The organism is Mycobacterium sp. NGS18 (genome assembly GCF_059813185.1).
Map to the genome: position 1 here is coordinate 418,937 of NZ_JCALEC010000001.1, position 24,191 is coordinate 443,127.

Consider the following 24,191-nt stretch of genomic DNA (forward strand, 5'->3'; position numbering starts at 1 on the left):
CCAGGCTACCGGTGAAGTGGACCAAAATCCGACACACCGAGCAGCTAACGCAGTCACATACGTAACAGAGGGCACACTGGTAACAACAACGATGCCTGGAGGGTGCTGCCGTGTACCGAGTGTTCGAAGCCCTTGACGAACTGGGCTCCATTGTCGAAGAAGCCCGTGGCGTGCCGATGACGGCCGGCTGCGTGGTGCCCCGCGGTGACGTCCTGGAATTGATCGACGACATCCGGGATGCGATCCCCGGCGAACTCGACGACGCCCAGGACGTGCTCGACGCCCGCGACTCGGTGCTCAACGAGGCCAAGGAACACGCGGACTCGATGGTCAGCTCCGCCACCGCCGAATCCGACTCGCTGGTCAGCCACGCCCGCGCCGAGGCCGACCGGCTGCTGGCCGACGCCAAGGGGCAGGCCGACCGGATGGTGGCCGAGGCGCGCGGGCACAGCGAGCGGATGCTCGGCGAAGCCCGCGAGGAAGCCGCCCGGCTGACCGCGACCGCCAAGCGTGAGTTCGAGACCGCGACCAGCCGTGCCCAGGCCGAATGCGACCGGCTGGTCGAGAACGGCAACGCCGCCTACGAGAAGGCGGTTCAGGAGGGCATCAAGGAACAGCAGCGGCTGGTTTCGCAGAACGAGGTGGTGACCTCGGCGCGGGCCGAGGCCACCCGGCTGATCGACTCGGCGCACGCCGAGGCCGACCGGATGCGCGGCGAATGCGACATCTACGTCGACGCCAAGCTGGCCGAGTTCGAGGACTTCCTCAACGGCACGCTGCGCTCGATCAACCGCGGCCGTCACCAACTGCGCACCGCCGCCGGCACCCACGACTACGCGACTCGCTGACCGGCGAGCGCGGTGGCGCCCGCTGCGTAGAATCGCGGCATGGCAAGGCACCCGGACGCAGGCGTGAAGAGCGGGCGGCGAAAGCTGCCGTCGCCGTTCGTGGTGAACGTTGCCCGGCTGGGCCGGCGTCCGGGCTCGATGATCGCGCTGCACGAGCAGCGCCGCAGCCCGCGCCGCATCGGGCTGGACCTGGTGGCGATCCCCTCCGACACCGCCGTCGAGCTGGATCTGCGGGTGGAGTCGGTCTCCGAGGGCGTGCTGGTCACCGGCGCGGTGTCGGGGCCGACCGCGGGCGAATGTGCGCGCTGCCTGCAACCGCTGACCGGCGACATCGAGGTCGAGTTGACTGAGCTGTTCGCCTACCCGGACAGCACCACCGACGCCACCACCGACGACGACGAGATCGGCCGCGTCGTCGACGACGCCGTGGACCTCGAGCAGGCGATCGTCGACGCGGTCGGGCTGGCGTTGCCGCTGTCCCCGCTGTGCGACCCCGACTGCCCGGGCCTGTGCCCGGACTGCGGAGTCGCGTTGGCCAGTGTGGAGGGGGCCGAACCGGGCCACCACCACGACAAGATCGACCCGCGCTGGGCCAAGCTCGCCGAAATGGCCGGGCCCCCGGGCACGCAGGTGACCGACGACGGTGACCGGTGAGCCGTCCCCGGCAGGCCGTGCTCGACGCACTCGGAGTGGACCTCTCCGACGACCTGCTCACGCTGGCGGTCACCCACCGCAGCTACGCCTACGAGAACGGCGGCCTGCCCACCAATGAGCGTCTGGAATTCCTCGGCGACGCCGTGCTCGGGCTGACCATCACCGACGAACTGTTCCACCGCCACCCCGACCGGCCCGAGGGCGACCTGGCCAAACTGCGCTCCAGCGTGGTCAACACCGCCGCGCTGGCCGCTGTGGCGCGCCGGCTGACCGACGACGGCCTGGGCGCCCACCTGCTGCTCGGCCGCGGGGAGATCAACACCGGCGGGGCCGACAAGGCCAGCATCCTGGCCGACGGGATGGAGTCGTTGCTGGGCGCGGTGTACCTGCAGCACGGCATCGACACCGCGCGCGCGGTGATCCTGCGGCTGTTCGGGCCGCTGCTGGACACCGCGGCCACCCTGGGGGCGGGCCTGGACTGGAAGACCAGCCTGCAGGAGCTGACCGCGGCCCGCGGCCTCGGCGTGCCGGGCTACCAGGTCAGCTCGACCGGACCGGACCACGACCGGGAGTTCACCGCCGTCGTCGTCGTGTCCGACACCGAATACGGCGCCGGCGTCGGACGGTCGAAGAAGGAAGCCGAACAAAAGGCGGCGGCGGCGGCCTGGACGGCGCTGGACGCCTCCGACACCCCGGCCGCCGGTTCGTCCGGGTAGCGATGCCGGAGCTTCCCGAGGTCGAAGTGGTGCGCCGCGGCCTGCACACCCACCTGATGGGCCGCACCATGACCGGTGTGCGGGTCCACCACCCGCGCGCGGTGCGCCGCCACGAGGCCGGCCCCGCCGACCTGACCGGCCGGCTGCTCGGTGCCCGCATCACCGGCACCGACCGCCGCGGCAAGTATCTGTGGCTGCTGCTCAGTACCGACGAGGCGCTGGTGGTGCACCTGGGCATGAGCGGACAGATGCTGCTGGGCGAGCTGCCCGACACCAAACACCTGCGGATCGCCGCGGTGCTCGACGACGATACGTTGGTCAGCTTCGTCGACCAGCGGACGTTCGGCGGCTGGCAGCTCACCGACCTGGTCACCGTCGACGGCAGCAGGGTCCCGCTGCCGGTGGCGCACCTGGCCCGCGACCCGCTGGACCCGCACTTCGACGCCGAATCAGTGGTGAATGTGCTGCGGCGCAAGCATTCGGAGATCAAACGTCAACTCCTCGACCAGACGGTGGTCTCCGGGATCGGCAACATCTACGCCGACGAGGCGCTGTGGCGCGCCGGCATCCGCGGCACTCGGATGGCCGACACGCTGTCCCGCCCCCGATTGCGAGCACTGTTGGAGGCCGCCGCGGCGGTGATGGGTGACGCGCTGGCCGCCGGGGGCACCTCGTTCGATTCGCTGTATGTCAACGTCAACGGCGAGTCCGGCTACTTCAGCCGGTCACTGGACGCTTACGGCCGCGAAGACGAGCCGTGCCGGCGCTGCGGTACCTCGATCCGCCGGGCGAAGTTCATGAACCGCTCGTCGTACTACTGCCCGAAATGCCAGCGCTGACGGCTCACTCGAAGATGTCGCGGTACACCCGCCCCGCGGGCAGTGCCGGATCGACGAACCACTCCCGGCCGAACATCAGCCCGGCCACTTGCGGAGGAAGCCGCATCAACACCGCGAACAGGCGCGCCGCCGCACCGGTGGTGCCGATCTGCGAACGGTGCGCGGCGAGCGCGTCGCGCTTCTGCCGGGCGAACCGAAAGACGTTGATCCGGTGGGTGATCGATGAGCTCGGTGCGTACGCGGTGCGAAGCACGTCGCGCCCGTAGGGCGCCGGCAACCGCAACAGCCGAGCGGCATTGGCGACTCGGATCAACGTCTCCCGGGGCATGGTGGCCTCTAACACCCGCGGTGTGCCCGCGAGTTCGGCGGCCCGCTTGCCGACGTGATGCACCTGCACGTGGTCACGATGCCCGTAGCCACCGTTGGCCTGGTAGCTCAACAGCAGGTCGGCTTCCTCCTCGCGCAGAATGGCGGCCAGCCGCCGGGCCGCCTCCTCGGTGTCGGCACGGGCGAATCGGACCCGGCCCGGCGGGTCGGGATAGAACTCCGCGCCGAACCCGCTGTCGGCGTAACCAAGGCATTCGACCCGCTTCGCGCCGAGAACGTCTGCGCTGGAACGTAGTTCGGTGAGTCGGATATCCCCGTCGTCGTCGGCACCGACGCGGCCGTCGGTCGCCACCACCACGATCACGCGATGCCCGCCGGCTGCCGCGCGAGCCAGGGTCCCGCCGGTCAGCACCACCTCGTCGTCCGGATGGGCATGGAACGCGACGACGGTGGCCATGAACGATCAGTATGCTCGGCGCGCATCCTCACCGCTGCAGCGGGTCAAGGGTGCTCAGGAGGCGAACGAGTTCGGCCTGGCGATGCACACCGGTTTTGTCGAACACATGCCGCAGGTGGGTCTTCACGGTATTCAGCGACACGGACAACGCCTCGGCGATCGGAGCCAATCCCTCGCCCCGCATCACCAACAGGGCTACCTGCGCCTCGCTTTGCGTCAGGCCGTACAGGCGCCGCAGCAGCGTAGCCGGCGGTTCCGGCTGCCGCTCGGGATCGACGATGATGATCATCGCTCGCTTGGCATGCAGCGCCGCAACTGGATTCGGTTCGATCGGCAGCACATGCAGGATATAGGGCCGCCGGCCCGAGGTCCGCGCACACAGGAAGGAGCCACCCCAGATGTCGCAGCCGTCCAGATCCGCTGCGCGGCCGATGCTGCGTTCCAACTCCGCGTCGGCGCGGCGGGCTTCAGCCTTGATGCAGCCGTTGTCGATCCGTAAACCGTCACCTGCGCACAGAACTCGCTCGGCGGCAGAGTTGACGTAGATCGCCCTGCGCCCTTCGACGATGACGATCCCGTGGCTGACGGCCTCACTGGCCCGGGCGAGGTCGCCGCTGCGGTGATCGAGGTCCTCGAGGCGGCCCTGCATACGCAGCGCCTGCTGCAGATGGGTGCTGAGATGGTCGATCAGTGCGAGGTGCTCCGGACTGTCGAACCGATCCGATTTCTTCACACTCGCGATGGCAAGGCTGGTGACCGCCGGCCCGTTGGTGAGGCGCACGAAGAGCCCGTCGTCCAGCCCGTTCGGGCGCGCCCAATCGATCTGAAATTCGCAATGTTGGTAGGGCCACATCAGTTCTGCGCCCGTTCGCACTGCCCCGACCGGGCCCGCCTCGACCGCGCAGAGCACGTGGTCCAACCGTTCGTAGTGCGCCGCATAGGCCTGCGCCGCGGACGGCGGCATCTGAGCGTACTTGATGATGCGCGAGTCGTTGTCGCTGAACACCAGCGAAGCGGTGTGCGCGTCGAAGGCGCGGGCGATCGCCGCCATGGAGGTATTCCATTGCTCCGGGGCCAGCACCGCGGAGTAAATACCAGCGATCAGTTGTGAGAATTCATCGATCGCGAACATCGCCTACCCCGAATTCCCCGATCGGCCTGCGCATCCCACACATCCGCATCCCCCCGTTGCGAAGCGCTGGGAAGACCGCTGTCTTCTTGCCGCAAAAGTGTACTCGGATCTCATCCATTGGGATGAGGCAATTTCACGGCCGCGGTGCTTGCCTGAAGATGTGTTCGCCGGTGGTTTACGGACACGAAAATATCACTGGCGCAAGGAGGTGACGGTCATGGCGCAACTGGCCATCCACCCCGGGTTGGCGACTGCCTTCGGCGCCGCCGCACATCATGTGCAACAGCGCGGCCATGAGGTTGCCGCAGCATTGATCGTCGCGATTTGCCGCGTCCGCAGCAGATTGCTCGAACCCGGAGATCTCTTCCCGCAATTCGAGTCGGTGTACATCGAAAACGCGCGGATGTCCCGGGAGATGTACCGGCTGTGACGACGAAAGTTGGCCGGGGACAAAGGCAATACCCACGAAAGGAATCGAAGGATGTCTGAGCAGAACATCGAACTGGTCCGGAGCGGTTATCAGGCGTTCGCCAGCGGCGACAGCGAAGCCTTGATGGCGGTCTTCGATGACGACATCGAATGGGTGCAACCGGGCGAGAGCGCGGTCAGCGGAACCTACCGGGGCAAGGCAGAACTCGGCGAGTTCCTGGCGCGGTTGGCCGCCAAGGAGCCGACCATCGCTCCGCATCGTTTCCTGGCTGACGGCGACACGGTCGTGGTGCTCAGTGAAGCCTCCATCGGCGGCGAACGTTCGCACAGCGCCGAGGTTTACACCATCCGCAACGGCAAGACGCTGCGGGTCGAGGTGTACGGCGACACCGCCATGATGGAACGCCAGTACGGCCGAAAGAACGTCGCGGCCGTCTGATCGACCGCCGGCGTAGCGAGGCGCCGGGTTGGCGGTAAAAATGTCCCCATGACGCAATTGTGGGTGGAACGAACCGGAACCCGGCGCTACACCGGCCACAGTTCCCGGGGCGCGCAGGTGCTGGTCGGCAGCGAAGACGTCGACGGCGTATTCACCCCCGGCGAACTGCTGAAGATCGCCTTGGCGGCGTGCAGCGGCATGTCCAGCGACGCCCCGCTGGCGCGCCGGCTCGGTGACGACTACCCGGCGACGATTCAGGTCTGCGGTCCAGCCGACCGGGACCAGGAGCGCTACCCGCTGCTGGCGGAGACCCTGGAGCTGGACCTGTCGGCTCTGGACGAGTCCGAGAAGCAGCGGCTGCTGACCGTCGTACGCCGCGCCGTCGACCAGGTCTGCACCGTGGGCCGCACGCTGCAATCCGGCACCGAGGTGCGCTTCGAGGTCGCCGATCGTGGCCGGCCCTGACGCCCGGCTCAGCGCCTGGGTCCACGGCCGGGTCCAGGGGGTGGGCTTTCGGTGGTGGACGCGGTCGCGCGCGCTGGAGCTGGGGCTGACCGGTTACGCCGCCAACCGCCCAGACGGGAGGGTGCACGTTGTCGCGCAGGGGCCGCGCGAGAACTGCCAGCGCCTGCTGGAGCTGCTGCAGGGCGGCTCCACTCCCGGCCGGGTGGACACCGTGGTCGCCGACTGGGCGGTCGCCACCGAGCCGATCAACGGATTCAGCGAACGTTAGACCGGTAGTCTCACACCCCGTGCACCTCAAGAGTCTGACGCTGAAGGGCTTCAAGTCCTTCGCCGCGCCGACGACTCTGCGGTTCGAGCCGGGCATCACCGCGGTGGTCGGGCCCAACGGGTCCGGGAAATCCAACGTGGTCGACGCGCTGGCCTGGGTGATGGGCGAGCACAGCGCCAAGACGCTGCGCGGCGGCAAGATGGAAGACGTCATCTTCGCCGGCACCTCCTCACGCGCCCCATTGGGCCGCGCCGAGGTCACCGTCACCATCGACAACTCCGACAACGCCCTGCCGATCGAGTACGCCGAGGTGTCGATCACCCGCCGGATGTTCCGCGACGGCGCCAGCGAGTACGAGATCAACGGCGCGAGCTGCCGGCTGATGGATGTCCAGGAGCTGCTGAGCGACTCGGGCATCGGGCGTGAGATGCACGTCATCGTCGGTCAGGGCCGGCTGTCGCAGATCCTGGAATCGCGGCCCGAAGACCGCCGGGCGTTCATCGAAGAAGCCGCCGGTGTGCTCAAGCACCGCAAGCGCAAGGAAAAGGCGGTCCGCAAGCTCGACGCGATGTCGGCCAACCTGGCCCGGCTGACCGACCTGACCACGGAGCTGCGCCGTCAGCTCAAACCGTTGGGCCGCCAGGCCGAGGTCGCGCGCCGCGCCGCCACCATCCAGGCCGACCTGCGGGACGCCCGGCTGCGGCTGACGGCCGACGACCTGGTCACCCGGCAGACGGAGTTCGCCGGAACCACTGACGCCGAGGCGACGCTGCGCCGCGAACACGACCAGATCACCGAGCGGCTGACGGTGGCCGCCGACGAGCTGACCGCGCACGAGTCCGCGGTCGCCACCTTGACTCAGCGCGCCGAGGCCGCCCAGCAGACCTGGTTCTCGCTCTCCGCGCTGGCCGAGCGGGTCAGTGCCACCGTGCGCATCGCCAGCGACCGCGCCCAGCATCTCGACGAGGACCCCATCGCCACCGGCGGCGTCGACCCGGACGCGCTGGAGGCCGAGGCCGAGCAGGTGGCCGCCGCCGAGCAGCAGCTGCTGGCCGAACTGACCGAGGCCGGCACCCGGCTGGAGGCCGCCCGTGCCGAGCTGGCCGAACGCGAACGTCGCAGCGCCGAGGCCGAGAAGGCGCACCTGGCCGCGGTGCGCGCCGAAGCCGACCGCCGCGAGGGCCTGGCCCGGCTGACCGGTCAGGTGGAGACGATCCGGGCGCGCGTGGAGTCGATCGACGCCCACGTGGCGCAGCTGTCGGCGCGCATCGAGGAAGCCGCCACGCGCGCCCAGGCCGCGCAGGCGGAGTTCGAGACGGTGCAGAGCCGGGTCGGCGAGCTCGATCAAGGCGAGGTCGGCCTCGACGAGCAGCACGAGCGGACGGTGGCCGCGTTGCGCCTGGCCGATGAGCGGGTCGCCGAGCTGCAGGCCGCCGAGCGCGGCGCCGAACGGCAGGTGGCCTCCCTGCGCGCCCGTATCGATGCGTTGTCGATGGGACTGGAACGCCGCGACGGCGCCGCCTGGTTGGCCCAGAACCACAGCGGGTCCGGGCTGTTCGGGTCGATCGCCACGCTGGTCAGAGTGCGCTCGGGCTACGAGGCGGCGCTGGCCGCGGTGCTCGGCTCGGCCGCCGACGCGCTGGCCGCCGAGAACGCCGGTGCGGCGCGCACGGCGCTGAACGCGCTGAAGAGTGCCGACGGCGGGCGGGCCGCGATCGTGCTGGGGGACTGGCCGCTGTCGCAGCCGGTGGAACAGACCGGCCTGCCCGACGGGGCGCAGTGGGCGCTGGAGTTGATCGAGGCCCCCGACCGGCTGCGCGGCGCGATGACCGCGATGTTGTCGTCGGTGGTGGTGGTCCCCGATCTGCCCGCAGCCCTGGATCTGGTGGCCGCCCGCCCCGGCGTGCGGGCGGTGACCGTCGACGGCGACCTGGTCGGGGCGGGCTGGGTCAGTGGCGGTTCGGACCGCAAGCCTTCGACGCTGGAGATCAACAGCGAGATCGACAAGGCGCGCGGCGAGCTGGCCGGCTCCGAAACACAGGTCGGACAGCTCAGTGCGGCCCTGTCGGGCGCGTTGGCCGAGCAGGCCGCCCGCCAGGACGCCACCGAGCAGGCGCTGGCCGCGCTCAACGAATCCGACGCCGCGATCGCCGCGACCCACGAGCGGCTGGGCCGGCTGGGCCAGGACGCCCGCGCCGCCGAGACCGAGTGGCGCCGCCGGATGCGGGAACGCGACGAGTTGGAGTCCGGCCGGGCGCAGGCCGTCACCGAGCTCGGCGAGATCGAGGCCCGGCTGCGCAACGCCGAGCAGGACCAGCCGACCGCCGCTGGCGAGCCGGTGGACCGGGAGCAGATCGCGGCCGCCGCCGAGGCGGCCCGCAGCGTCGAGGTGGAGGCCCGGCTGGCGGTGCGTACCGCCGAGGAACGCGCCAATGCCGTTCGGGGCAAGGCGGATTCGCTGCGCCGGGCCGCCGCCGCCGAACGCGAGGCGCGGGTGCGCGCCGAACAGGCCCGCGCGGCCCGTGCGCTCGCCGCGACCACGGCGGCCGCGGTGGCCGAGGCCGGGACAGCGTTGGCCCGGCGTTTGCAGCTGGTGGTGGCGACGGCGGCGCGGATCCGAGACGGGCTGGCCGGCGAGCGTCAGCAGCGGGTCGCCGCGATGGCCGCGGTTCGCGAGGAGGTGAACTCGCTGAGTACCAGGATCACCGCACTCACCGAGTCGCTGCACCGCGACGAAGTCGCCAAGGCGCAGGCAGCGCTGCGCATCGAGCAACTCGAGCAGACGGTGCTCGAACAGTTCGGCATGAGCTCGGCGGACCTGATCGGCGAATACGGCCCCGAGGTTCCGTTGCCGCCGACCGAGCTGGAGCTCGCCGAATTCGAGCAGGCCCGCGAACGCGGCGAGCAGGTGACCGCGCCCGCCCCGATGCCCTTCGACCGGCCCACCCAGGAGCGCCGGGCCAAGCGCGCCGAGCGCGAACTGGCCGAACTGGGCCGGGTCAATCCGCTGGCACTGGAGGAGTTCGCCGCACTCGAAGAGCGCTACAACTTTCTGTCCACCCAGCTGGAGGACGTCAAGGCGGCCCGCAAGGATCTGCTCGACGTGGTCTCGGACGTCGACGCCCGCATCCTGCAGGTGTTCACCGACGCCTACGCCGATGTGGAACGCGAATTCACCGAGGTGTTCGCGGCGCTGTTCCCCGGCGGCGAGGGCCGGCTGCTGCTGACCGACCCGTCCGACATGCTGACCACCGGTGTCGACGTCGAAGCCCGCCCGCCCGGCAAGAAGGTCAAGCGGCTGTCGCTGCTGTCCGGCGGCGAGAAGTCGCTGACCGCGATCGCCATGCTGGTCGCGATCTTCAGGGCCCGACCGTCGCCGTTCTACATCATGGACGAGGTCGAGGCCGCGCTCGACGACACCAACCTGCGTCGCCTGCTGGCGTTGTTCGAGATGCTGCGGGCCCGCTCGCAGCTGATCGTCATCACCCACCAGAAGCCGACGATGGAGGTCGCCGACGCGCTGTACGGGGTGACCATGCAAGGTGACGGGATCACCGCGGTGATCTCCCAGCGCATCCGCGGTGAGGAACTCGTCTCCAGCCAAGCGTGAACCCGGCCGTGAACCCGGGCTGGGTACTCCCTGCGACAATGAACGTCGTGTCGTCTCAAAGTCTGTGGATCGCTGTGGCGGTCGTTGTCGCGCTGGTTCTGGTCGGTGTCCTGATCTTCGGCCTGGTGCGCCACCGCCGTCGGCGCATCAGCCTGACCGCGCCGCAGCGCGAGAGCCTGGACCGCTCGGGCGGCTACGCCGCCTCCTCGGGGATCACGTTCAGCCGAACCGAGGAGGCACCAGCCCCCGTCATCGGCGACGACGCGACAGTGCCCCGGGACGCACCCCGGCGCACCATCACCGATGTCGACCTGCCCGAAGCGCCTCCCGAAGCGGCTCCCGAACCTCAAGCACCGCCCGCTGAAGCCGTCGAGCCGTCCGTTGAGCCGTCCGTCGAGCCGTCCGTCGAACCGGAGATCGAGCCGGTGGACGGGCGGATGCAGCGCCTGCGCGGTCGGTTGGCCAAGTCGCAGAACGCATTGGGCCGCAGCATGCTCGGGCTGCTTGGCGGCGGCGACCTGGATGAGGACTCCTGGCAGGACGTCGAGGACACCCTGCTGGTGTCCGATCTGGGGCCGACCGTCACCGAATCGGTGGTCGCGCAGCTGCGCGAACGGCTGGCCGGCGGGCAGGTGCGCACCGAGGCCGACGCCCGCGTGGTGCTGCGCGAGGTGCTCATCGGCGAGCTGCAGCCCGGCCTGGACCGCTCCATTCGGGCGCTGCCGCACGACGAGCATCCGTCGGTGCTGCTGGTGGTAGGGGTCAACGGCACCGGCAAGACCACCACCGTCGGCAAGCTGGCCCGGGTGCTGGTGGCCGACGGCCGGCGGGTGGTGCTGGGCGCGGCCGACACGTTCCGGGCCGCGGCGGCCGACCAGCTGCAGACCTGGGCGGCGCGGGTCGGCGCCGAGGTGGTCCGCGGGCCTGAGGGCGCCGATCCGGCGTCGGTCGCGTTCGACGCCGTCGACACGGGTGTCTCGGCCGGTGCCGACGTGGTGGTCATCGACACCGCCGGCCGGTTGCATACCAAGACCGGCTTGATGGACGAGCTCGGCAAGGTCAAGCGGGTGGTGACCCGCCGCGCGGCGGTCGACGAGGTGCTGCTGGTGCTCGACGCCACCATCGGGCAGAACGGACTGGCGCAGGCCAGGGTGTTCGCCGACGTCGTCGACATCACCGGGGTGGTGCTGACCAAACTGGACGGCACCGCCAAGGGCGGCATCGTGTTCCGGGTGCAGCAGGAGCTGGGGGTGCCGGTCAAGTTGGTCGGGCTCGGCGAGGGGCCTGACGACCTGGCACCCTTCGAGCCGGCGGCCTTCGTCGACGCCTTGCTCGGCTGAGCGACCCGGCGCCGATCGTGACCGTCTTGTGACCTCAGGCCGGCCATAAGGTAATTTTTGGCTGTGCTCCCCTCAGCATTTGGCGCCCTCGCGCGCCGTCTCGCCCCTCTTTTGACTGTTGCGGCCCTCGTCGGCGCCGCTCCGGCCCTCGCCGACGGCGACAACCCGCTGGCCGGCATGCCCTTCTACGTCGATCCCATCTCGAAGGCGATGCATGCCGCCAACGCCCAACCCGACAGCGCCGAGCTGGCCCGAGTCGCCAACACGCCGCAGGCGTACTGGCTCGACCAGGCGTTCGGGGCCGGTACCGTCGGCGCAACGGTGGCCCGGCACACCGGCGCGGCAGCGGCGGCCGGCGCCATGCCGGTGCTCGTGCTCTACGCCATCCCACACCGCGACTGCGGCAGCTACGCCGCCGGCGGGTTCTCCTCCGGGGCGGCCTACCGCGCCTGGGTCGACAGCATCGCCGACGGGATCGGCGGCAACCCGGCCGCGATCGTCCTCGAACCCGACGCCCTCGCCATGGCCGACTGCCTCTCCGGGGACCAGCGTCAGGAGCGCTTCGACCTGATCAGCTACGCCGTGGATACGTTGGGCCGCAACCCGGCTACCGCCGTCTACGTCGATGCCGGGCACTCGCGCTGGGTGAACGCCGGCGAAATGGCCAACCGGCTCAACCAGGCCGGGGTGGGACGCGCCCGTGGCTTCTCCCTCAACAGCACGAACTACTTCACCACCGAAGAACAGATCGGTTACGGCGAAGAGATTTCCGGGATGACCGGCGGCAAGCACTACGTGATCGACACCTCGCGCAACGGTGCCGGCCCCGCCGAAGGCGACCCGTACGGCTGGTGCAACCCCAGCGGCCGGGCGCTGGGTGCGGCGCCGACGACCGACACCGCGGGCGCGCACGCCGACGCCTACCTGTGGGTCAAGCGGGTAGGGGAGTCCGACGGCAGTTGCGGCTCCGGCGAACCCGCCGCGGGACACTTCGTCAGCGAGTACGCGATCAACCTGGCGCGCAACGCGGGGTAGTCAACCGCGCCGGCACGGTTCCCGTCGGGTAAACCAGAAGCCATGAGCGGACTTGCCGAAGAACTCCGATGGACCGACGCCACCGCCCAGGCGGCGTTGGTGGCCAACGGTGAGGTCACGCCGACCGAGCTGCTGGAGGCCGCGATCGAGCGAATCGAGCGCTCGAACCCCGGGCTGAACGCGGTGGTCATGAAGTGGTTCGACCACGCCCGATCGGTGACAGCCGACCTGCCTGATGGCCCGTTTCGCGGGGTGCCTTTCCTGCTCAAGGACCTCTACGCCGACTTCGCCGGGCAGACCCTGTCCAATGGCAACGCCGCTCTCAAAGCCGCTGGCAGAAAAGCCAATTCGGACAGCACCCTGGTCGCTCGGTTCAAGGCGGCCGGGCTCGTCATCGCCGGGCGGACCAACAGCCCCGAGTTAGGCAGCCTGCCCACCACACAGCCACTGGCGTGGGGACCGACCCGCAACCCGTGGGCGCCGGAGCGCACGCCGGGCGGGTCCAGCGGCGGGGCGGCGGTCGCGGTGGCCACCGGGATGGTGCCGTTCGCGCACGCTTCCGACGGTGGCGGCAGTATCCGCATCCCGGCCTCGTGCTGCGGGATTGTGGGACTCAAGCCGAGCCAAGGCCGGATCACGGTCGGTCCGGCCCGGGCCGAGGCGGGGCTGGGGGTCGAACTGTGCGTCAGCCGTTCCGTGCGTGACACCGCCGGGCTGCTCGACGCGGTGCGCGGTCCCGGCGTGGGGGACACCGTCATCGCGCCCGAGCCGCAACGCAGGTATGTCGCAGAGGTCGGTGCCGACCCGGGACGGCTGCGTATCGGATTCCTCGATGTGCATCCGCGCGGCGAATTTCTGCACGAGGACTGCCGATCGGCGGTCCGGGCGGCGGCATCGATGCTGGAGGGACTCGGGCACATCGTCGAGCCGGCCTGGCCGTCCTGTCTTGCCGACACCACGCTGACGCAGCGGTTCATGGCCTTGTGGGCGACGCAGATGGCGTTGGCCGCCCGCGATATCGGCGCCACTCTCGGACGCGAGGTGACCGCGGCGGACATGGAACCGGTGAACTGGGCGCTGGTCGAGCAGGCGCAGCGGTTGACTGCCATCGACTACGCCGCAGCGCAGGCGGCGGGCTGGACCTTTCGGCGTGCGCTGCAGCAGTGGTGGGCGGACGGCTGGGATCTGCTGCTGACACCGACGGTCGCCGAACCGCCACCACTGCTGAGCGAGTTCGAGAACGAACCCGCGTTTCCGACCGCCCCGCAGCGGCGGGCCGGCCGGTTCGCCGCGTTCACGCCGCCGTTCAACATGAGCGGACAACCCGCGATCAGCCTTCCGCTGTACCGCAACGCCGATGGACTGCCGATCGGCATTCAGCTCGCCGCCGACTACGCCCGCGAGGACATCCTGATTCGTGTTGCCTCGCAACTGGAATCAGCACACCCGTGGTCGGGGGCGCATCCGCCAGTCGGTTGAGCGCGCGAAACCTACTACTAGCTACTTCGGGGGCATCCGGATGCCGCCGTCCACCCGGACGACCTCGGCGTTCATGTAGGAGTTGGTGAGCAACTCGACCACCATCGACGCGAGCTCCTCGGGCTTGCCGAGCCGGTGCGGGAACAGCACGGATTCACCGAGTTTGGCTTTGAAGGCTTCGGATGCCTCGCCTTCGCCGTAGATCGGGGTGTCGATCAGGCCCGGCGCGACGGTGTTCACCCGGATGCCGACCGCGGACAGGTCGCGGGCCACCGGCAGGGTCAGGCCCACGACGCCACCCTTGGACGACGAGTAGGCGGCCTGGCCGATCTGGCCGTCGAAGGCCGCGACGCTGGTCATGTTGACGATCGCGCCCCGCTCGCCGGTGTCGGTGAGTTCGTTGCGGCTCATCGCGGTGGCCGCGATCCGGATGCAGTCGAAGGTGCCGACCAGGTTGATGTCCAGCACCTTCTTGTACGCATCCAGGCTGTGTGCCGACTCGAATTCGCCGTCCTTGCCGATGGTGCGCTGGGCCCAGCCGATGCCGGCCGAGTTCACCAGCGCCCGCAGCGGACCGAGGTCCGCGGCGGTGTTGACGGCGTCGATGATCTGCTCGGTGCTGGTCACGTCCACCGGCACGAACACCCCGCCGATCTCGTGGGCCAGCTCCGCACCTTTGTCCGCCTGCAGGTCGGCCACGACGACCCGGGCACCCTTGTCGGCCAACTGGCGGGCAGTTGCCGCACCGATTCCTGATGCGCCACCGGTAACGATCGCGCTTGCTCCAGTTATATCCACGGCAGACACTTTACGCGGACGCCTTTCCGGCCCGGGTTTCGGTCGAGGGAATTGGCCGACATTATCACTACGTCCAATAACCGGAGTTATGTCAGCCTGGCTGGCGTTCGGCGGAACGACTGACTAAAACTGTTGCGGGTGATCTAATTTCGATCAGGTAACGGTTCGATCGCAGGGTCAGTGGGTTGGGAGTTTTCATGGGAGAACTGGTCGCGATGTCGCGTGCGGGGGGAGCGGCTGCGCCCCGCCGTAGGCGCGTAGTCGTCGCTGCCGTAAGTGTTTTCGCCGTGTTCGCCGGCATGGTCGGCGTGTTGCCGCTGACTGCGCGGTCGTCCGCTGCCTCGCCGCCGGCGGTGCAGTTGACCGGCGGAGGTACCGCATTCGTTATGGGCGGCAGCGGTATTCCATTGCCATCGGACGGATATGTTAACGCCGCCGACCTGTTCTATTTGCAGCCGCACGGCTTCACCGGCACCGCGCAATCACTGTTCACACCGCAGTTGTACTTCCCGGGAAACGTCTCGGAAGTCCAAGGCGCCCAGATCCTGGCCGAGGCGATCAACAAGGAGATCGCCACCGGGCAGGTGAACGCCGACAACCCGGTGTATGTGTTCGGTTACTCCCAGAGTGCGGCGATGTCGTCGATGACGATGGAGCAGCTCTACCACCAGGGCGTGCCGGCCGAGGACGTCCACTTCGTGCTGGTCGGCAACGCCGCCAACCCCAACGGTGGCATCGTCGAAATGCTCAACCTCTGGGATGGCGACATCACGTTCTGGAACGGATTGATGCTCGGCCACCCGACCCCGGATTACTTCAACACCGACGTCTACACCCTGGAATACGACGGCTACGCCGACTTTCCCCGATATCCGCTGAACCTGCTGTCGACTCTCAACGCCGTAGCCGGCATGTTCACCCAACACATCGCATATCTGGGCCTGAGCCACGACGACATCGCCAACGCAATTCAGTTGGACACCACCGACCCCGACAGCCTCACCAACTACTACATGATTCCCAGCGAGCACCTGCCGCTGCTCGAGCTGTTGCGGCTCAACCCGGTCTGGGGCGCCCCACTGGCCGCCCTGCTGGAACCGAGCATGCGCATCCTGGTGAACCTGGGATACGGCAGCCTCACCGAAGGCTGGAACCAGGGGCCGGCCAACGTGCCCACCACCATCAGCTGGGACCTGTTGCCGAGCAACATCAGCTGGGCCGACATCAACGCCGCCCTGGCCAACGCCTGGACCCAAGGGCTTCAGGACGCGTTCAAGGAACTGCAGAATCTCAACACCTATCTCCCCGGGGGATTCCTTGGCGACGACCTGTTCTCGTCGATCTTGACCGCGGCGCAGCGCGTCTACTTCGACATCCAGGACACCGGTTGGTGGTTGGGCGGTTCGGCTGCCGCCACCGACCCCGCGGACGGTTCGGACCTCGCGAGCTCCCTCGGGTCTCTCGTGGACGGCAACCCCGACGTCTCCTGGATCGCCGACCTGCTCGGCCTGGACACGATCGCCCCCGCCTAAACCAGCTTCGGCCAGTGGGCACAGCACAGTCGCAGAAAGGTCAATTGACAATGAATCGTCGTCATCGTCGCAGCTCCGGTGGGCGTGGTCGCGCCGCGGCCGGCCGGTTGTGTCGTGCCGTGGGCGGTGCCGCAGCGGCGTTGGCGCTAGCGCTGACACCCATGGCGACCGCACCGTCGGCCCAGGCGGATTTCGATTTCTTCGATCCCGGAGCCTGGCTCGACCTGTCTGACCTCAACTCGGCCGGCCTGGACGGTGCCGACATCGGCGTGGCCAGCTTCGACCCCGCCGACATCGGCTCGGTCGACTTCAATGCGTTCGAGCCGGCCGACTGGGCGCAGCTCTACCAGGACGCCTTCTACCTCCCGATCCACGACGCGCTGCAGAGCTTCCTGCACAACGCGGGCAATCAGCTGGTGATCGACTTGATCAACACCCCGTGGGTGCTGATGTTCGGCCGGGATCTGATCGGCGACGGCATCGATGGCTTTACCGGCGTCAACAACTCGCTGTTCGGCTGGCTCGGGCTGGGCGACCTCGGTGACGGCGGATTCCTGTTCGGCGACGGTGGCACCGGTGCTGCCGGTGTGGCCGGGGTCGACGGCGGCATGGGCGGTGCCGGCGGCGATGCCGGCTTGTTCGGTAACGGCGGTGCGGGCGGTCAGGGGGCCGCCGCCTACCTGGGCGCCGACGGCACGGTGATCGAGGCCGGTGCCGGTGGCCAGGGCGGCTCGGGTGGTTTGTGGTTCGGCGACGGCGGCGTCGGCGGCCAAGGCGGTACCGGCTTCCACGACACTCTCAGCGGCCCGAGGCTGGTGGCGCACGACGGCGGTGAGGGCGGCTCCGGGGGCGACGCCCTGGCCGGGTGGGGCTTCGGCGGAGCGGGCGGCCGCGGCGGATCGGGCTGGGTCGGTGTCAACGGTTCCGAGGTGACCGCCCTCAACGGCGGTGACGCCGGCAACGGCGGGACCGGCGGCAAGGCCGGGTGGTTCCTGGGCATCACCGGTGACGGCGGTGACGGCGGTACCGGAGGAGCCGGAGCGGCCGGCGCCGCCGGCACGGCTTCCCAGCCGATGGGCGGCAACGGCGGCAACGGCGGCGACGGCGGCCAGGGCGGAGCGGCCGGTGCCAGCAACGCGTGGGTCGGCGGAGCCGGCAAGGCCGGTATCGACGGTGACGGAGGCTCCGGAGGCAAGGGCGGTGCCGGTTTGAACAACCCGCTCGGCGTCGGGGGCCGCGGTGGCGACGGTGGCTCCGGCGGAGCCGCGGGCAACGGCACGACCGGTGGCACCGGCGGTGCAGGCGGCGCCGGCGGAGCCGGTGGAAGCGGCCTGACCGGCGCTAACGGCGGCCGCGGCGGGAACGGCGGCGCGGCGACCAACTTGGTGGACAGTGCCGGCGGTGCCGGCGGTGCCGGTGGGGCTGGCGGCAACGGCATCGTCGGACCGGGCGGCGACGGCGGCCACGGCGGCAACGGCGGAGCCACCGACGGCGCATCCGGCAGCCCGGGCGAGCCCGGTGCATCCAACGACGGCAGGACAGGTGGCGCCGGCGGCGCGGGCGGTGCACCGGGCGATCCCGCCTAGCGTCGCGGGCTGCCGGCGGGAGGTGGCGGCGTGAGCACAGCGATCGTGGTGGGCGGCGGGCCCAACGGGCTTGCCGCCGCCGTGACGCTTGCTCAGCACGGGGTGCGGGTCACGGTGCTCGAGGCCGCCGACGCGGTAGGTGGCGGCACCCGCAGCAGCGAGGCGATCCTGCCGGGTCTGCTGCATGACGACTGCTCGGCCATTCACCCGATGGCGGTCGGCTCCCCGTTCCTGTCCGGCCTCGATTCCGGCCGCTACGGCTTGCAGTGGCGCTGGCCGGACGTCGACTGCGCGCATCCGCTCGACGACGGCAGCGCCGGGGTGCTGTACCGCTCGGTCGAGCAGACCGCGGCCGGCCTGGGCCGCGACGGCGGCCGCTGGCGACGTCTGTTCGGCGGTCCGGTCGCTCGGTTCGATGCGCTCAACGAGGACATCATGGGCCCGCTGCTGCGGTTGCCGCACCACCCGCTGACCCTGGCCCGCTTCGGTGCCCCCACGACACTGCCCGCCTCGGCGCTGGCCCGCTGGTTTCGTACCCCGCAGGCACGGGCGCTGTTTCTCGGCGTGGCCGCGCACGCGTTTCGGCCGCTGCACTATCCGATGACCTCGGCGATCGGGCTGGGCATCCTCACCGCGGGCCACCGGCACGGCTGGGCCGTGGCCGCGGGGGGATCGCAGGCGATCGCCGACGCGATGGCCGCCGCGCTGATCGAACTGGGCGGCACCATCGAAACCGGCGTGCGGGTGGCTTCGGTATCGCAGCTGCCGCCCGCCGACGTGACGCTGTTCGACCTGGCCCCCGACGCCGTCGCGCAGATCCTCGGCGACCGGTTGCCGAGCCGGGTGGCGCGGGCCTACCGGCGGTTCCGCCGGGGGCCGGGGGCCTTCAAAGTCGACTTCGCCCTCGAAGGCGGGGTGCCGTGGACCAACCACGATGCCCGGCTGGCCGGCACCGTGCACCTGGCCGGCACGCACCGCGAGCTGGCCGCCACCGAACGCGACGTCCACGCCGGACGCATGCCCGAGCGGCCGTTCGTCCTGGTCGGTCAGCAGTACCTGGCCGACCCGCAGCGATCTGTCGGCGATGTGCACCCGGTGTGGACCTACGCCCACGTGCCCCACGGCTACACCGGGGACGCCACCGCGGCGATCATCGCCCAGATCGAGCGGTTCGCCCCGGGTTTCCGTGACCGCGTCGTCGGTCAGGCCGTGCGCAGCACCGGCGAGATGGCGGTCTACAACCCCAATTTCGTCGGCGGTGACATCATGACCGGCGCAAAAGATGTTCGCCAGTTGGCCTTTGGCCCGCGCGTCACACTCTCGCCGTACAGCACCGGAATTCCCGGCACCTATATCTGCTCGGCGGCGACCCCACCGGGGCCAGGCGCGCACGGCATGTGCGGCGCCAACGCCGCGCGCCTGGCACTGCGCCATCTGTAGCCGAATCCGGCTGTCGCGGCCCGAATTGCAGCCCGGCGGTGTGAGCAGGTTGTGACATGTCCGCAACAGCGCGGCGCTGCAGCCGAAACAACCACTACGCATTGTTTGACCAACTTGATCTACATATCGCGCAGCTGGGTCGGCGAGGAGGTCTGGACACTTGGATCGTTTTCCGATTTTGGGGGTGCCGGACACCGGCGATACCGCCTGGATGCTGATGAGCGCCGCGCTGGTGCTACTGATGACACCCGGTCTGGCGTTCTTCTACGGCGGGATGGTGCGCGTCAAAAGTGTGCTGAACATGATCATGATGAGCGTCAGTGCCATGGGTGTGGTGACCGTGCTGTGGGTGCTTTACGGGTATTCGCTGGCCTTCGGTGAGGACGTGAGCAATGTGCTTGGCCGCCCCACCGATTACTGGGGTCTGAAGGGACTAATCGGTGTCAATGCGGCGCCCGCCGGTTCGGGCGGCACCAGCTCGGCGGTTGAGATTCCGGTCGTCGGTACCGTGCCGCAGAACGTTTTTGTCGCGTTTCAGTTGATGTTCGCGATCATCACGGTGGCGTTGATCTCCGGGGCGGTTGCCGATCGGTTGAGGTTCGGAAGCTGGCTGCTGTTCGCCGCTCTGTGGGTGAGTGTGGTGTACTTTCCGGTCGCGCACTGGGTGTTCGCGTTCGACGGAGCGGCGGCGGCCCACGGTGGCTGGATCGCCAACAAGCTGCATGCGATCGACTTCGCCGGCGGCACCGCGGTGCATATCAACGCCGGCACCGCCGCGTTGGTACTGGCGGTCATTCTGGGTAGGCGCAGCGGCTGGCCGGCGGCGATGCGTCCGCACAATCTCCCGTTGGTGATGCTCGGCGCGGCCATGCTGTGGTTCGGCTGGTATGGGTTCAATGCGGGGTCGGCGGTCAGCGCGAACGGTGTCGCGGGGTCGACATTCATCACCACCACGGTGGCAGCCGCCGCGGCAATGCTCGGTTGGCTGTTGGCCGAGCGAATCCGAGACGGGCATGCCACCTCGCTGGGTGCGGCGTCGGGGATTGTGGCCGGATTGGTTGCCATCACCCCGTCGTGCGCCTCGGTGAACGTTGTCGGCGCCCTGGCCATCGGTGCCGTTGCCGGCGTCGCCTGCGCCTTGGCAGTGGGCTTGAAATACCGTTTCGGCCTGGATGATTCGCTTGATGTCGTCGGGGTACACCTGGTCGGCGGGTTCGTCGGTACCGTGCTGGTGGGTCTCTTGGCGGCGCCCGCGACCGCTGCGATCGCCGGTGGTGCCGGCGTATCTCCGGGCTTGCTCTACGGCGGCGGTACGCAGCAGTTGTGGCGCCAGATCATCGGCGCGGGCAGCGTTGCGGCCTATTCGGCGGTGGGCACGGCTGCCGTGGCATGGATCGTCAAGTACACCATCGGACTGCGTCTGGGCGCGGAAGCTGAGGCCTCGGGCATCGACGAAGCGCTACATGCTGAAAGCGGCTACGACTTCGCGGTCGGCGGCAGCCCGGGTCCTGTCCATTCCGCCGAAGAGAGAAGTGAATATGAAGCTGATTACCGCGATCGTGAAGCCCTTCACGTTGGACGGCATCAGGACCGGCTTGGAACAGGCGGGGCTGCAGGGCATAACGGTCAGTGAAGTTCGGGGTTATGGGCGGCAGAAAGGCCACACCGAGGTCTATCGGGGGGCGGAGTATTCGGTTGATTTCGTGCCGAAGTTGCGGGTCGAGGTACTGGTCGACGACGCTGCGGTAGAACAGATTCTGGACATCATCGCGCGCGCGGCACGCACCGGAAAGATCGGCGACGGCAAGGTGTGGGTGAGCCCGGTGGAAACCGTGCTGCGGGTCCGCACCGGTGAGCGTGGAGCAGATGCCCTATGAGATCTGACCCGAGTTGACCTCGGTGGGCCGCGATGACGCAACGCGAAGTGGAGCCCGCAACACGGTCAGTGCGATCTTTCTGCACGACCACTGATTTGGCGCGGGCACGGGCAGCGCTTCGCTCAGAGAGCGCGGACCGGCTGGATTCGGCTGGGCTGCGGGATGAGTGGCGACGGCTGCACGAGTACTGGTTGACCGCGAAGGCGGCGGAGATCGGCATCGTGGCAGACAGCGGATTCGCAATCGTGGCGACCGGTTCACTGGGCCGGTGCGAGTTGCTACCCCACTCAGACTTGGACCTGTTGCTACTGCACGACGGCAAATCAGCCGAGGCAGTCGAGGAGGTTGCGGCGCTGTTGTGGTATCCGCTGTGGGACGCAGGAGTACGCCTCGACCACAGCGTGCGCACCGTAGCCGAGGCCATCGAGGTCGCCGGGGCTGATCTGCTTGCGAACCTGGGCATGCTGGATGCGCGCCATATCGCCGGAGATGAGCGGCCCTCGACGCAACTGATCCGCGAGGTACGCCACCGGTGGCGGTACGGAATCGGTTCTCGCTACGGTGAACTCGTCGAAACGACGCACGCGCGGTGGCGGCGTAGCGGCGAAATCGCGCATCGCGTCGAGCCCGATTTGAAATGCGGACGCGGAGGGTCGCGCGATGTGCAGTTGCTCAACGCATTGGCGATCGCTCAACTCGCGGACCGTGCGACTGTCTGCAGTTCGGAGATCGCAGGTGGTTCGGTCGATGCGTCCTACGTCCGGCTGCTTGACGTCCGTACCGAGTTGCATCGAGTCTCCGGGCGCGGGCACGAGCTGCTGATGGCCCAATACGCCGACGAGATCGGTGCTGCGTTGCGCATCGGCGACCGGTACGAACTGGCGCGCAGCCTGTCGGATGCGGCTCGCACCATCAGTTATCGCGTTGACGCGGGTCTGCGAATCGCTGCCAATGCACTGCCGAGACGCGGCATCTCAGCGGTGCGGCCGCGGCTACGGCGACCGCTGGATGACGGCGTGGTCGCATTCGCCGGAGAGGTGGTACTGGCCCGCGACGCCCGGCCGCAGCGCGATCCCGGTCTGGTGTTGCGGGTGGCGGCCGCGTCTGCCCGCACCGGATTGCCCATCGCGTCAGCCGCGTTGAGCCGCCTGGCCCGCGATCCGCCCGAGCTGCCGGAGCCGTGGCCTCGGGAGGCTCTCGATGATCTTTTGGTGGTATTGGCCGCCGGCCCGGCAATCGTGACAACCATCGAAACGCTGGATCGCAGCGGGCTGTGGGGCCGGCTGTTCCCGGAGTGGGCGGCTATCCGCGATCTGCCGCCCCGCGACCCTGTCCACATCTGGACCGTCGACCGGCATCTCATCGAGACCGCGGTTCGGGCCCAGGCGTTCACAACCCGGGTGGCGCGGCCCGACCTGCTGGTCCTAGCGGCCTTGCTGCACGACATCGGCAAAGGCCGCGGTGGCGATCACAGCCTGATCGGTGCTGAGCTGGTGGCCCGGATCGGTACTCGGCTGGGTCTGTGGCCCAGTGATGTCACGATGCTCTCCACTTTGGTGACGCACCACTTGCTGCTGTCGAAGGTCGTCACTCGGCACGACCTCAATGATCCGGACGTCATCGCGGGTGTTGCGGCGGCGCTGGGCGGAGACGTGGTGACGCTCGAGGTGCTGCACGCGTTGACCGAGGTCGACGCGCTGGCAACCGGTCCGGAGACATGGAACGGTTGGAAGGCAACGCTGGTCGCCGACCTGGTTCGGCGCTGCCGCCTCGTCATGGCCGGTGAGCCGCTGCCGCAGGCCGACCCGATCGATGCCGAGTACGTCTTGCTGGCGAAAGCGGGTGACGTACACGTGGACCTACGCCGCGACGCCGGTGGACGCGGCTACCGCGCGGTCATGATCGCGCCCGCGCAGCGCGGTCTGCTGTCGAAGGCTGCGGCGGTGTTGGCGATGAATTCGTTGCGGGTGCACGCCGCGACGGTCAATGTTCGGCATGGGGCGGCGATCACCGAGTTCGTGGTGTCTCCGCACTTCGGCTCACCGCCGGTTGCCCAGCTCGTCGGTGAGCAGTTCCGCCTGGCGCTCGCGGACGGTATCGACGTCCACGCCGGGTTGCAGCGACGCCACGACGAATCGCACCGGATCACCTACGGTGAGGTTCCCGCCGGGGTGCCGGTGAGCGGTCCGGCGGCCCCGCCTCGCATCTTGTGGTTTGACAGCACCCCCGGCCGGCCGATCATCGAAGTCCGTGCTGCGGATCGCCCCGGCCTCCTGGCACGGCTGGCGGCGGCGCTGGAACGGGCCGGCGCCGACGTCATGTGGGCGAAGGTCACCACGCGGGGGTCGACGGCAGACGACGTGTTCTGCGTCGTCCTGCCTACGCCGGTAAATCGAACGGTGATCGAGAAACATCTGCTCACCGCATTGGATTGAAGCAGTACGTTTCGGCCATTATTCAGACCGCGGCCCGCCGTTTTCCTGTTCCCGAGTAGGCGTGGAGTTCATCGGTAGTTCGTGTGTGTGCCGATTAATTGGCGCTCGCGTTAATTGGCGCTCGCGAAAAATATCTTGCTCCAGGGTTTGGTGTATCTCGGGCAGGATCCCGACGAATTGATCCAATAAGCGATTGGATAGTTGCATTCTCCCGAAATGGGCTGCCGGCGACCGCGGCAGGCCGCTCGGTGAGCGAGCCGCTGGGAGTCAGAGAGCTGCCAGGAATGACGCGTAGCCTGTGAGCAGGGTGAAACACGGACGAAACATCAGGACGTGGTGATGAGGCTTTGCAGCACGATGACGTGCGCGCGGTTGGGTGCTGTCGGCGTGGCCTTGGCGGTCGGGTTCAGCGGTGCCCCCGCGTTTCTGCCCGGGCCGGCGAGCGCGGCGACTGAGTCGCCCAGTCGGGTGCTGTCAGCGCCGAG

21 protein-coding genes are annotated in these 24,191 nt (G+C 69.0%); 18 read left to right on the forward strand and 3 right to left on the reverse strand.

The window, feature by feature from the left end:
* Window positions 1-110: 110 nt before the first annotated feature.
* The 4 genes from sepIVA to mutM are packed head-to-tail and all read left to right on the forward strand — an operon-like array spanning window position 111 to window position 3,057.
* Entirely contained in the window at window positions 111-848 is a 738-nt protein-coding gene (gene sepIVA, locus AC5Y31_RS02050; protein WP_065024449.1) for a cell division protein SepIVA, read from the forward strand.
* Window positions 849-887: 39 nt separating this feature from the next.
* Window positions 888-1,502: a YceD family protein gene (locus tag AC5Y31_RS02055; RefSeq protein WP_499977655.1), complete on the forward strand. Its 615-nt coding sequence runs from the start codon at window positions 888-890 to the stop codon at window positions 1,500-1,502.
* Complete coding sequence (gene rnc / locus AC5Y31_RS02060) at window positions 1,499-2,218, forward strand: ribonuclease III (RefSeq protein ID WP_065024451.1); 720 nt, start codon at window positions 1,499-1,501, stop codon at window positions 2,216-2,218. Before AC5Y31_RS02055 ends, rnc begins: the two co-directional genes overlap by 4 nt.
* A 2-nt stretch (window positions 2,219-2,220) precedes the next feature.
* On the forward strand, window positions 2,221-3,057 hold the full coding sequence (gene mutM, locus AC5Y31_RS02065) for a bifunctional DNA-formamidopyrimidine glycosylase/DNA-(apurinic or apyrimidinic site) lyase (protein ID WP_499977662.1): 837 nt from the start codon (window positions 2,221-2,223) through the stop codon (window positions 3,055-3,057).
* Between the two features lie 4 nt (window positions 3,058-3,061).
* On the opposite strand, the gene AC5Y31_RS02070 is transcribed toward mutM, so the two are convergent.
* Window positions 3,062-3,841 carry a PIG-L deacetylase family protein gene (locus AC5Y31_RS02070; protein ID WP_499977664.1) on the reverse strand — a complete coding sequence of 260 codons (780 nt, stop codon included), beginning with the start codon at window positions 3,839-3,841 and terminating at the stop codon, window positions 3,062-3,064.
* A 28-nt stretch (window positions 3,842-3,869) separates the two neighbouring features.
* Window positions 3,870-4,973 carry a helix-turn-helix transcriptional regulator gene (locus AC5Y31_RS02075; protein WP_499977668.1) on the reverse strand — a complete coding sequence of 368 codons (1,104 nt, stop codon included), beginning with the start codon at window positions 4,971-4,973 and terminating at the stop codon, window positions 3,870-3,872.
* A 217-nt stretch (window positions 4,974-5,190) separates the two neighbouring features.
* On the opposite strand from AC5Y31_RS02075, the gene AC5Y31_RS02080 reads away from it, so the two are divergent.
* From AC5Y31_RS02080 to AC5Y31_RS02115, 8 genes are read left to right on the forward strand one after another with little or no spacing between them, the layout of a single operon-like run.
* Window positions 5,191-5,403 carry a hypothetical protein gene (locus AC5Y31_RS02080; RefSeq protein ID WP_499977670.1) on the forward strand — a complete coding sequence of 71 codons (213 nt, stop codon included), beginning with the start codon at window positions 5,191-5,193 and terminating at the stop codon, window positions 5,401-5,403.
* 51 nt (window positions 5,404-5,454) lie between these two features.
* The gene (locus tag AC5Y31_RS02085; RefSeq protein WP_499977672.1) at window positions 5,455-5,841 is read left to right on the forward strand and encodes a nuclear transport factor 2 family protein; all 387 of its coding nucleotides are present in this window, start codon (window positions 5,455-5,457) and stop codon (window positions 5,839-5,841) included.
* Window positions 5,842-5,889: 48 nt separating this feature from the next.
* A complete protein-coding gene (locus AC5Y31_RS02090; protein ID WP_499977674.1) occupies window positions 5,890-6,306 on the forward strand; it encodes an OsmC family protein in 417 nt (138 codons plus the stop codon).
* Window positions 6,293-6,574: an acylphosphatase gene (locus AC5Y31_RS02095; protein WP_499977675.1), complete on the forward strand. Its 282-nt coding sequence runs from the start codon at window positions 6,293-6,295 to the stop codon at window positions 6,572-6,574. The genes AC5Y31_RS02090 and AC5Y31_RS02095 overlap by 14 nt, the downstream gene beginning before the upstream one ends.
* Window positions 6,575-6,593: 19 nt before the next feature.
* Window positions 6,594-10,184 (forward strand): chromosome segregation protein SMC, encoded by a 3,591-nt coding sequence (gene smc / locus AC5Y31_RS02100; RefSeq protein ID WP_499977677.1) that lies wholly within the window; start codon window positions 6,594-6,596, stop codon window positions 10,182-10,184.
* A 47-nt stretch (window positions 10,185-10,231) separates the two neighbouring features.
* Window positions 10,232-11,524, forward strand: a complete 1,293-nt coding sequence (ftsY, locus tag AC5Y31_RS02105) for a signal recognition particle-docking protein FtsY (protein WP_499977679.1) — start codon at window positions 10,232-10,234, stop codon at window positions 11,522-11,524.
* 57 nt (window positions 11,525-11,581) lie between these two features.
* Window positions 11,582-12,559 carry a glycoside hydrolase family 6 protein gene (locus AC5Y31_RS02110; RefSeq protein WP_499977681.1) on the forward strand — a complete coding sequence of 326 codons (978 nt, stop codon included), beginning with the start codon at window positions 11,582-11,584 and terminating at the stop codon, window positions 12,557-12,559.
* A gap of 42 nt (window positions 12,560-12,601) precedes the next feature.
* Window positions 12,602-14,038 (forward strand): amidase, encoded by a 1,437-nt coding sequence (locus AC5Y31_RS02115; RefSeq protein WP_499977683.1) that lies wholly within the window; start codon window positions 12,602-12,604, stop codon window positions 14,036-14,038.
* A 21-nt stretch (window positions 14,039-14,059) separates the two neighbouring features.
* Here the strand turns inward: AC5Y31_RS02115 and AC5Y31_RS02120 are convergent, their stop codons facing one another.
* On the reverse strand, window positions 14,060-14,836 hold the full coding sequence (locus AC5Y31_RS02120) for an SDR family NAD(P)-dependent oxidoreductase (RefSeq protein WP_065024464.1): 777 nt from the start codon (window positions 14,834-14,836) through the stop codon (window positions 14,060-14,062).
* Window positions 14,837-15,033: 197 nt separating this feature from the next.
* Here AC5Y31_RS02120 and AC5Y31_RS02125 point away from each other — a divergent pair, with 197 nt between their 5' ends.
* The 6 genes from AC5Y31_RS02125 (at window position 15,034) to AC5Y31_RS02150 (ending at window position 23,706) form a co-directional block, all read left to right on the forward strand.
* Window positions 15,034-16,368: a PE-PPE domain-containing protein gene (locus AC5Y31_RS02125; protein ID WP_499977685.1), complete on the forward strand. Its 1,335-nt coding sequence runs from the start codon at window positions 15,034-15,036 to the stop codon at window positions 16,366-16,368.
* Window positions 16,369-16,529: 161 nt separating this feature from the next.
* Window positions 16,530-17,954, forward strand: coding sequence for a hypothetical protein (locus tag AC5Y31_RS02130; RefSeq protein WP_499977687.1), 1,425 nt, complete (start codon window positions 16,530-16,532; stop codon window positions 17,952-17,954).
* Window positions 17,955-17,984: 30 nt separating this feature from the next.
* Window positions 17,985-19,394: a phytoene desaturase family protein gene (locus AC5Y31_RS02135; RefSeq protein ID WP_499977689.1), complete on the forward strand. Its 1,410-nt coding sequence runs from the start codon at window positions 17,985-17,987 to the stop codon at window positions 19,392-19,394.
* A 160-nt stretch (window positions 19,395-19,554) separates the two neighbouring features.
* The gene (locus AC5Y31_RS02140) at window positions 19,555-21,027 is read left to right on the forward strand and encodes an ammonium transporter (protein WP_499977691.1); all 1,473 of its coding nucleotides are present in this window, start codon (window positions 19,555-19,557) and stop codon (window positions 21,025-21,027) included.
* Window positions 20,933-21,271 carry a P-II family nitrogen regulator gene (locus AC5Y31_RS02145; RefSeq protein WP_301634845.1) on the forward strand — a complete coding sequence of 113 codons (339 nt, stop codon included), beginning with the start codon at window positions 20,933-20,935 and terminating at the stop codon, window positions 21,269-21,271. The genes AC5Y31_RS02140 and AC5Y31_RS02145 overlap by 95 nt, the downstream gene beginning before the upstream one ends.
* 32 nt (window positions 21,272-21,303) lie before the next feature.
* Entirely contained in the window at window positions 21,304-23,706 is a 2,403-nt protein-coding gene (locus AC5Y31_RS02150; RefSeq protein WP_499977693.1) for a [protein-PII] uridylyltransferase, read from the forward strand.
* Window positions 23,707-24,191: the final 485 nt, after the last annotated feature.

Coding starts and splice junctions, on each gene's coding strand:
- AC5Y31_RS02055 (WP_499977655.1), top strand. CDS start 888: ATGGCAAGGCACCCGGACGCAGGCGTGAAGAGCGGGCGGCGAAAGCTG.
- mutM (WP_499977662.1), top strand. CDS start 2,221: ATGCCGGAGCTTCCCGAGGTCGAAGTGGTGCGCCGCGGCCTGCACACC.
- AC5Y31_RS02070 (WP_499977664.1), bottom strand. CDS start 3,841: ATGGCCACCGTCGTCGCGTTCCATGCCCATCCGGACGACGAGGTGGTG.
- AC5Y31_RS02075 (WP_499977668.1), bottom strand. CDS start 4,973: ATGTTCGCGATCGATGAATTCTCACAACTGATCGCTGGTATTTACTCC.
- AC5Y31_RS02080 (WP_499977670.1), top strand. CDS start 5,191: ATGGCGCAACTGGCCATCCACCCCGGGTTGGCGACTGCCTTCGGCGCC.
- AC5Y31_RS02085 (WP_499977672.1), top strand. CDS start 5,455: ATGTCTGAGCAGAACATCGAACTGGTCCGGAGCGGTTATCAGGCGTTC.
- AC5Y31_RS02090 (WP_499977674.1), top strand. CDS start 5,890: ATGACGCAATTGTGGGTGGAACGAACCGGAACCCGGCGCTACACCGGC.
- AC5Y31_RS02115 (WP_499977683.1), top strand. CDS start 12,602: ATGAGCGGACTTGCCGAAGAACTCCGATGGACCGACGCCACCGCCCAG.
- AC5Y31_RS02125 (WP_499977685.1), top strand. CDS start 15,034: ATGGGAGAACTGGTCGCGATGTCGCGTGCGGGGGGAGCGGCTGCGCCC.
- AC5Y31_RS02130 (WP_499977687.1), top strand. CDS start 16,530: ATGGCGACCGCACCGTCGGCCCAGGCGGATTTCGATTTCTTCGATCCC.
- AC5Y31_RS02145 (WP_301634845.1), top strand. CDS start 20,933: ATGAAGCTGATTACCGCGATCGTGAAGCCCTTCACGTTGGACGGCATC.
- AC5Y31_RS02150 (WP_499977693.1), top strand. CDS start 21,304: ATGACGCAACGCGAAGTGGAGCCCGCAACACGGTCAGTGCGATCTTTC.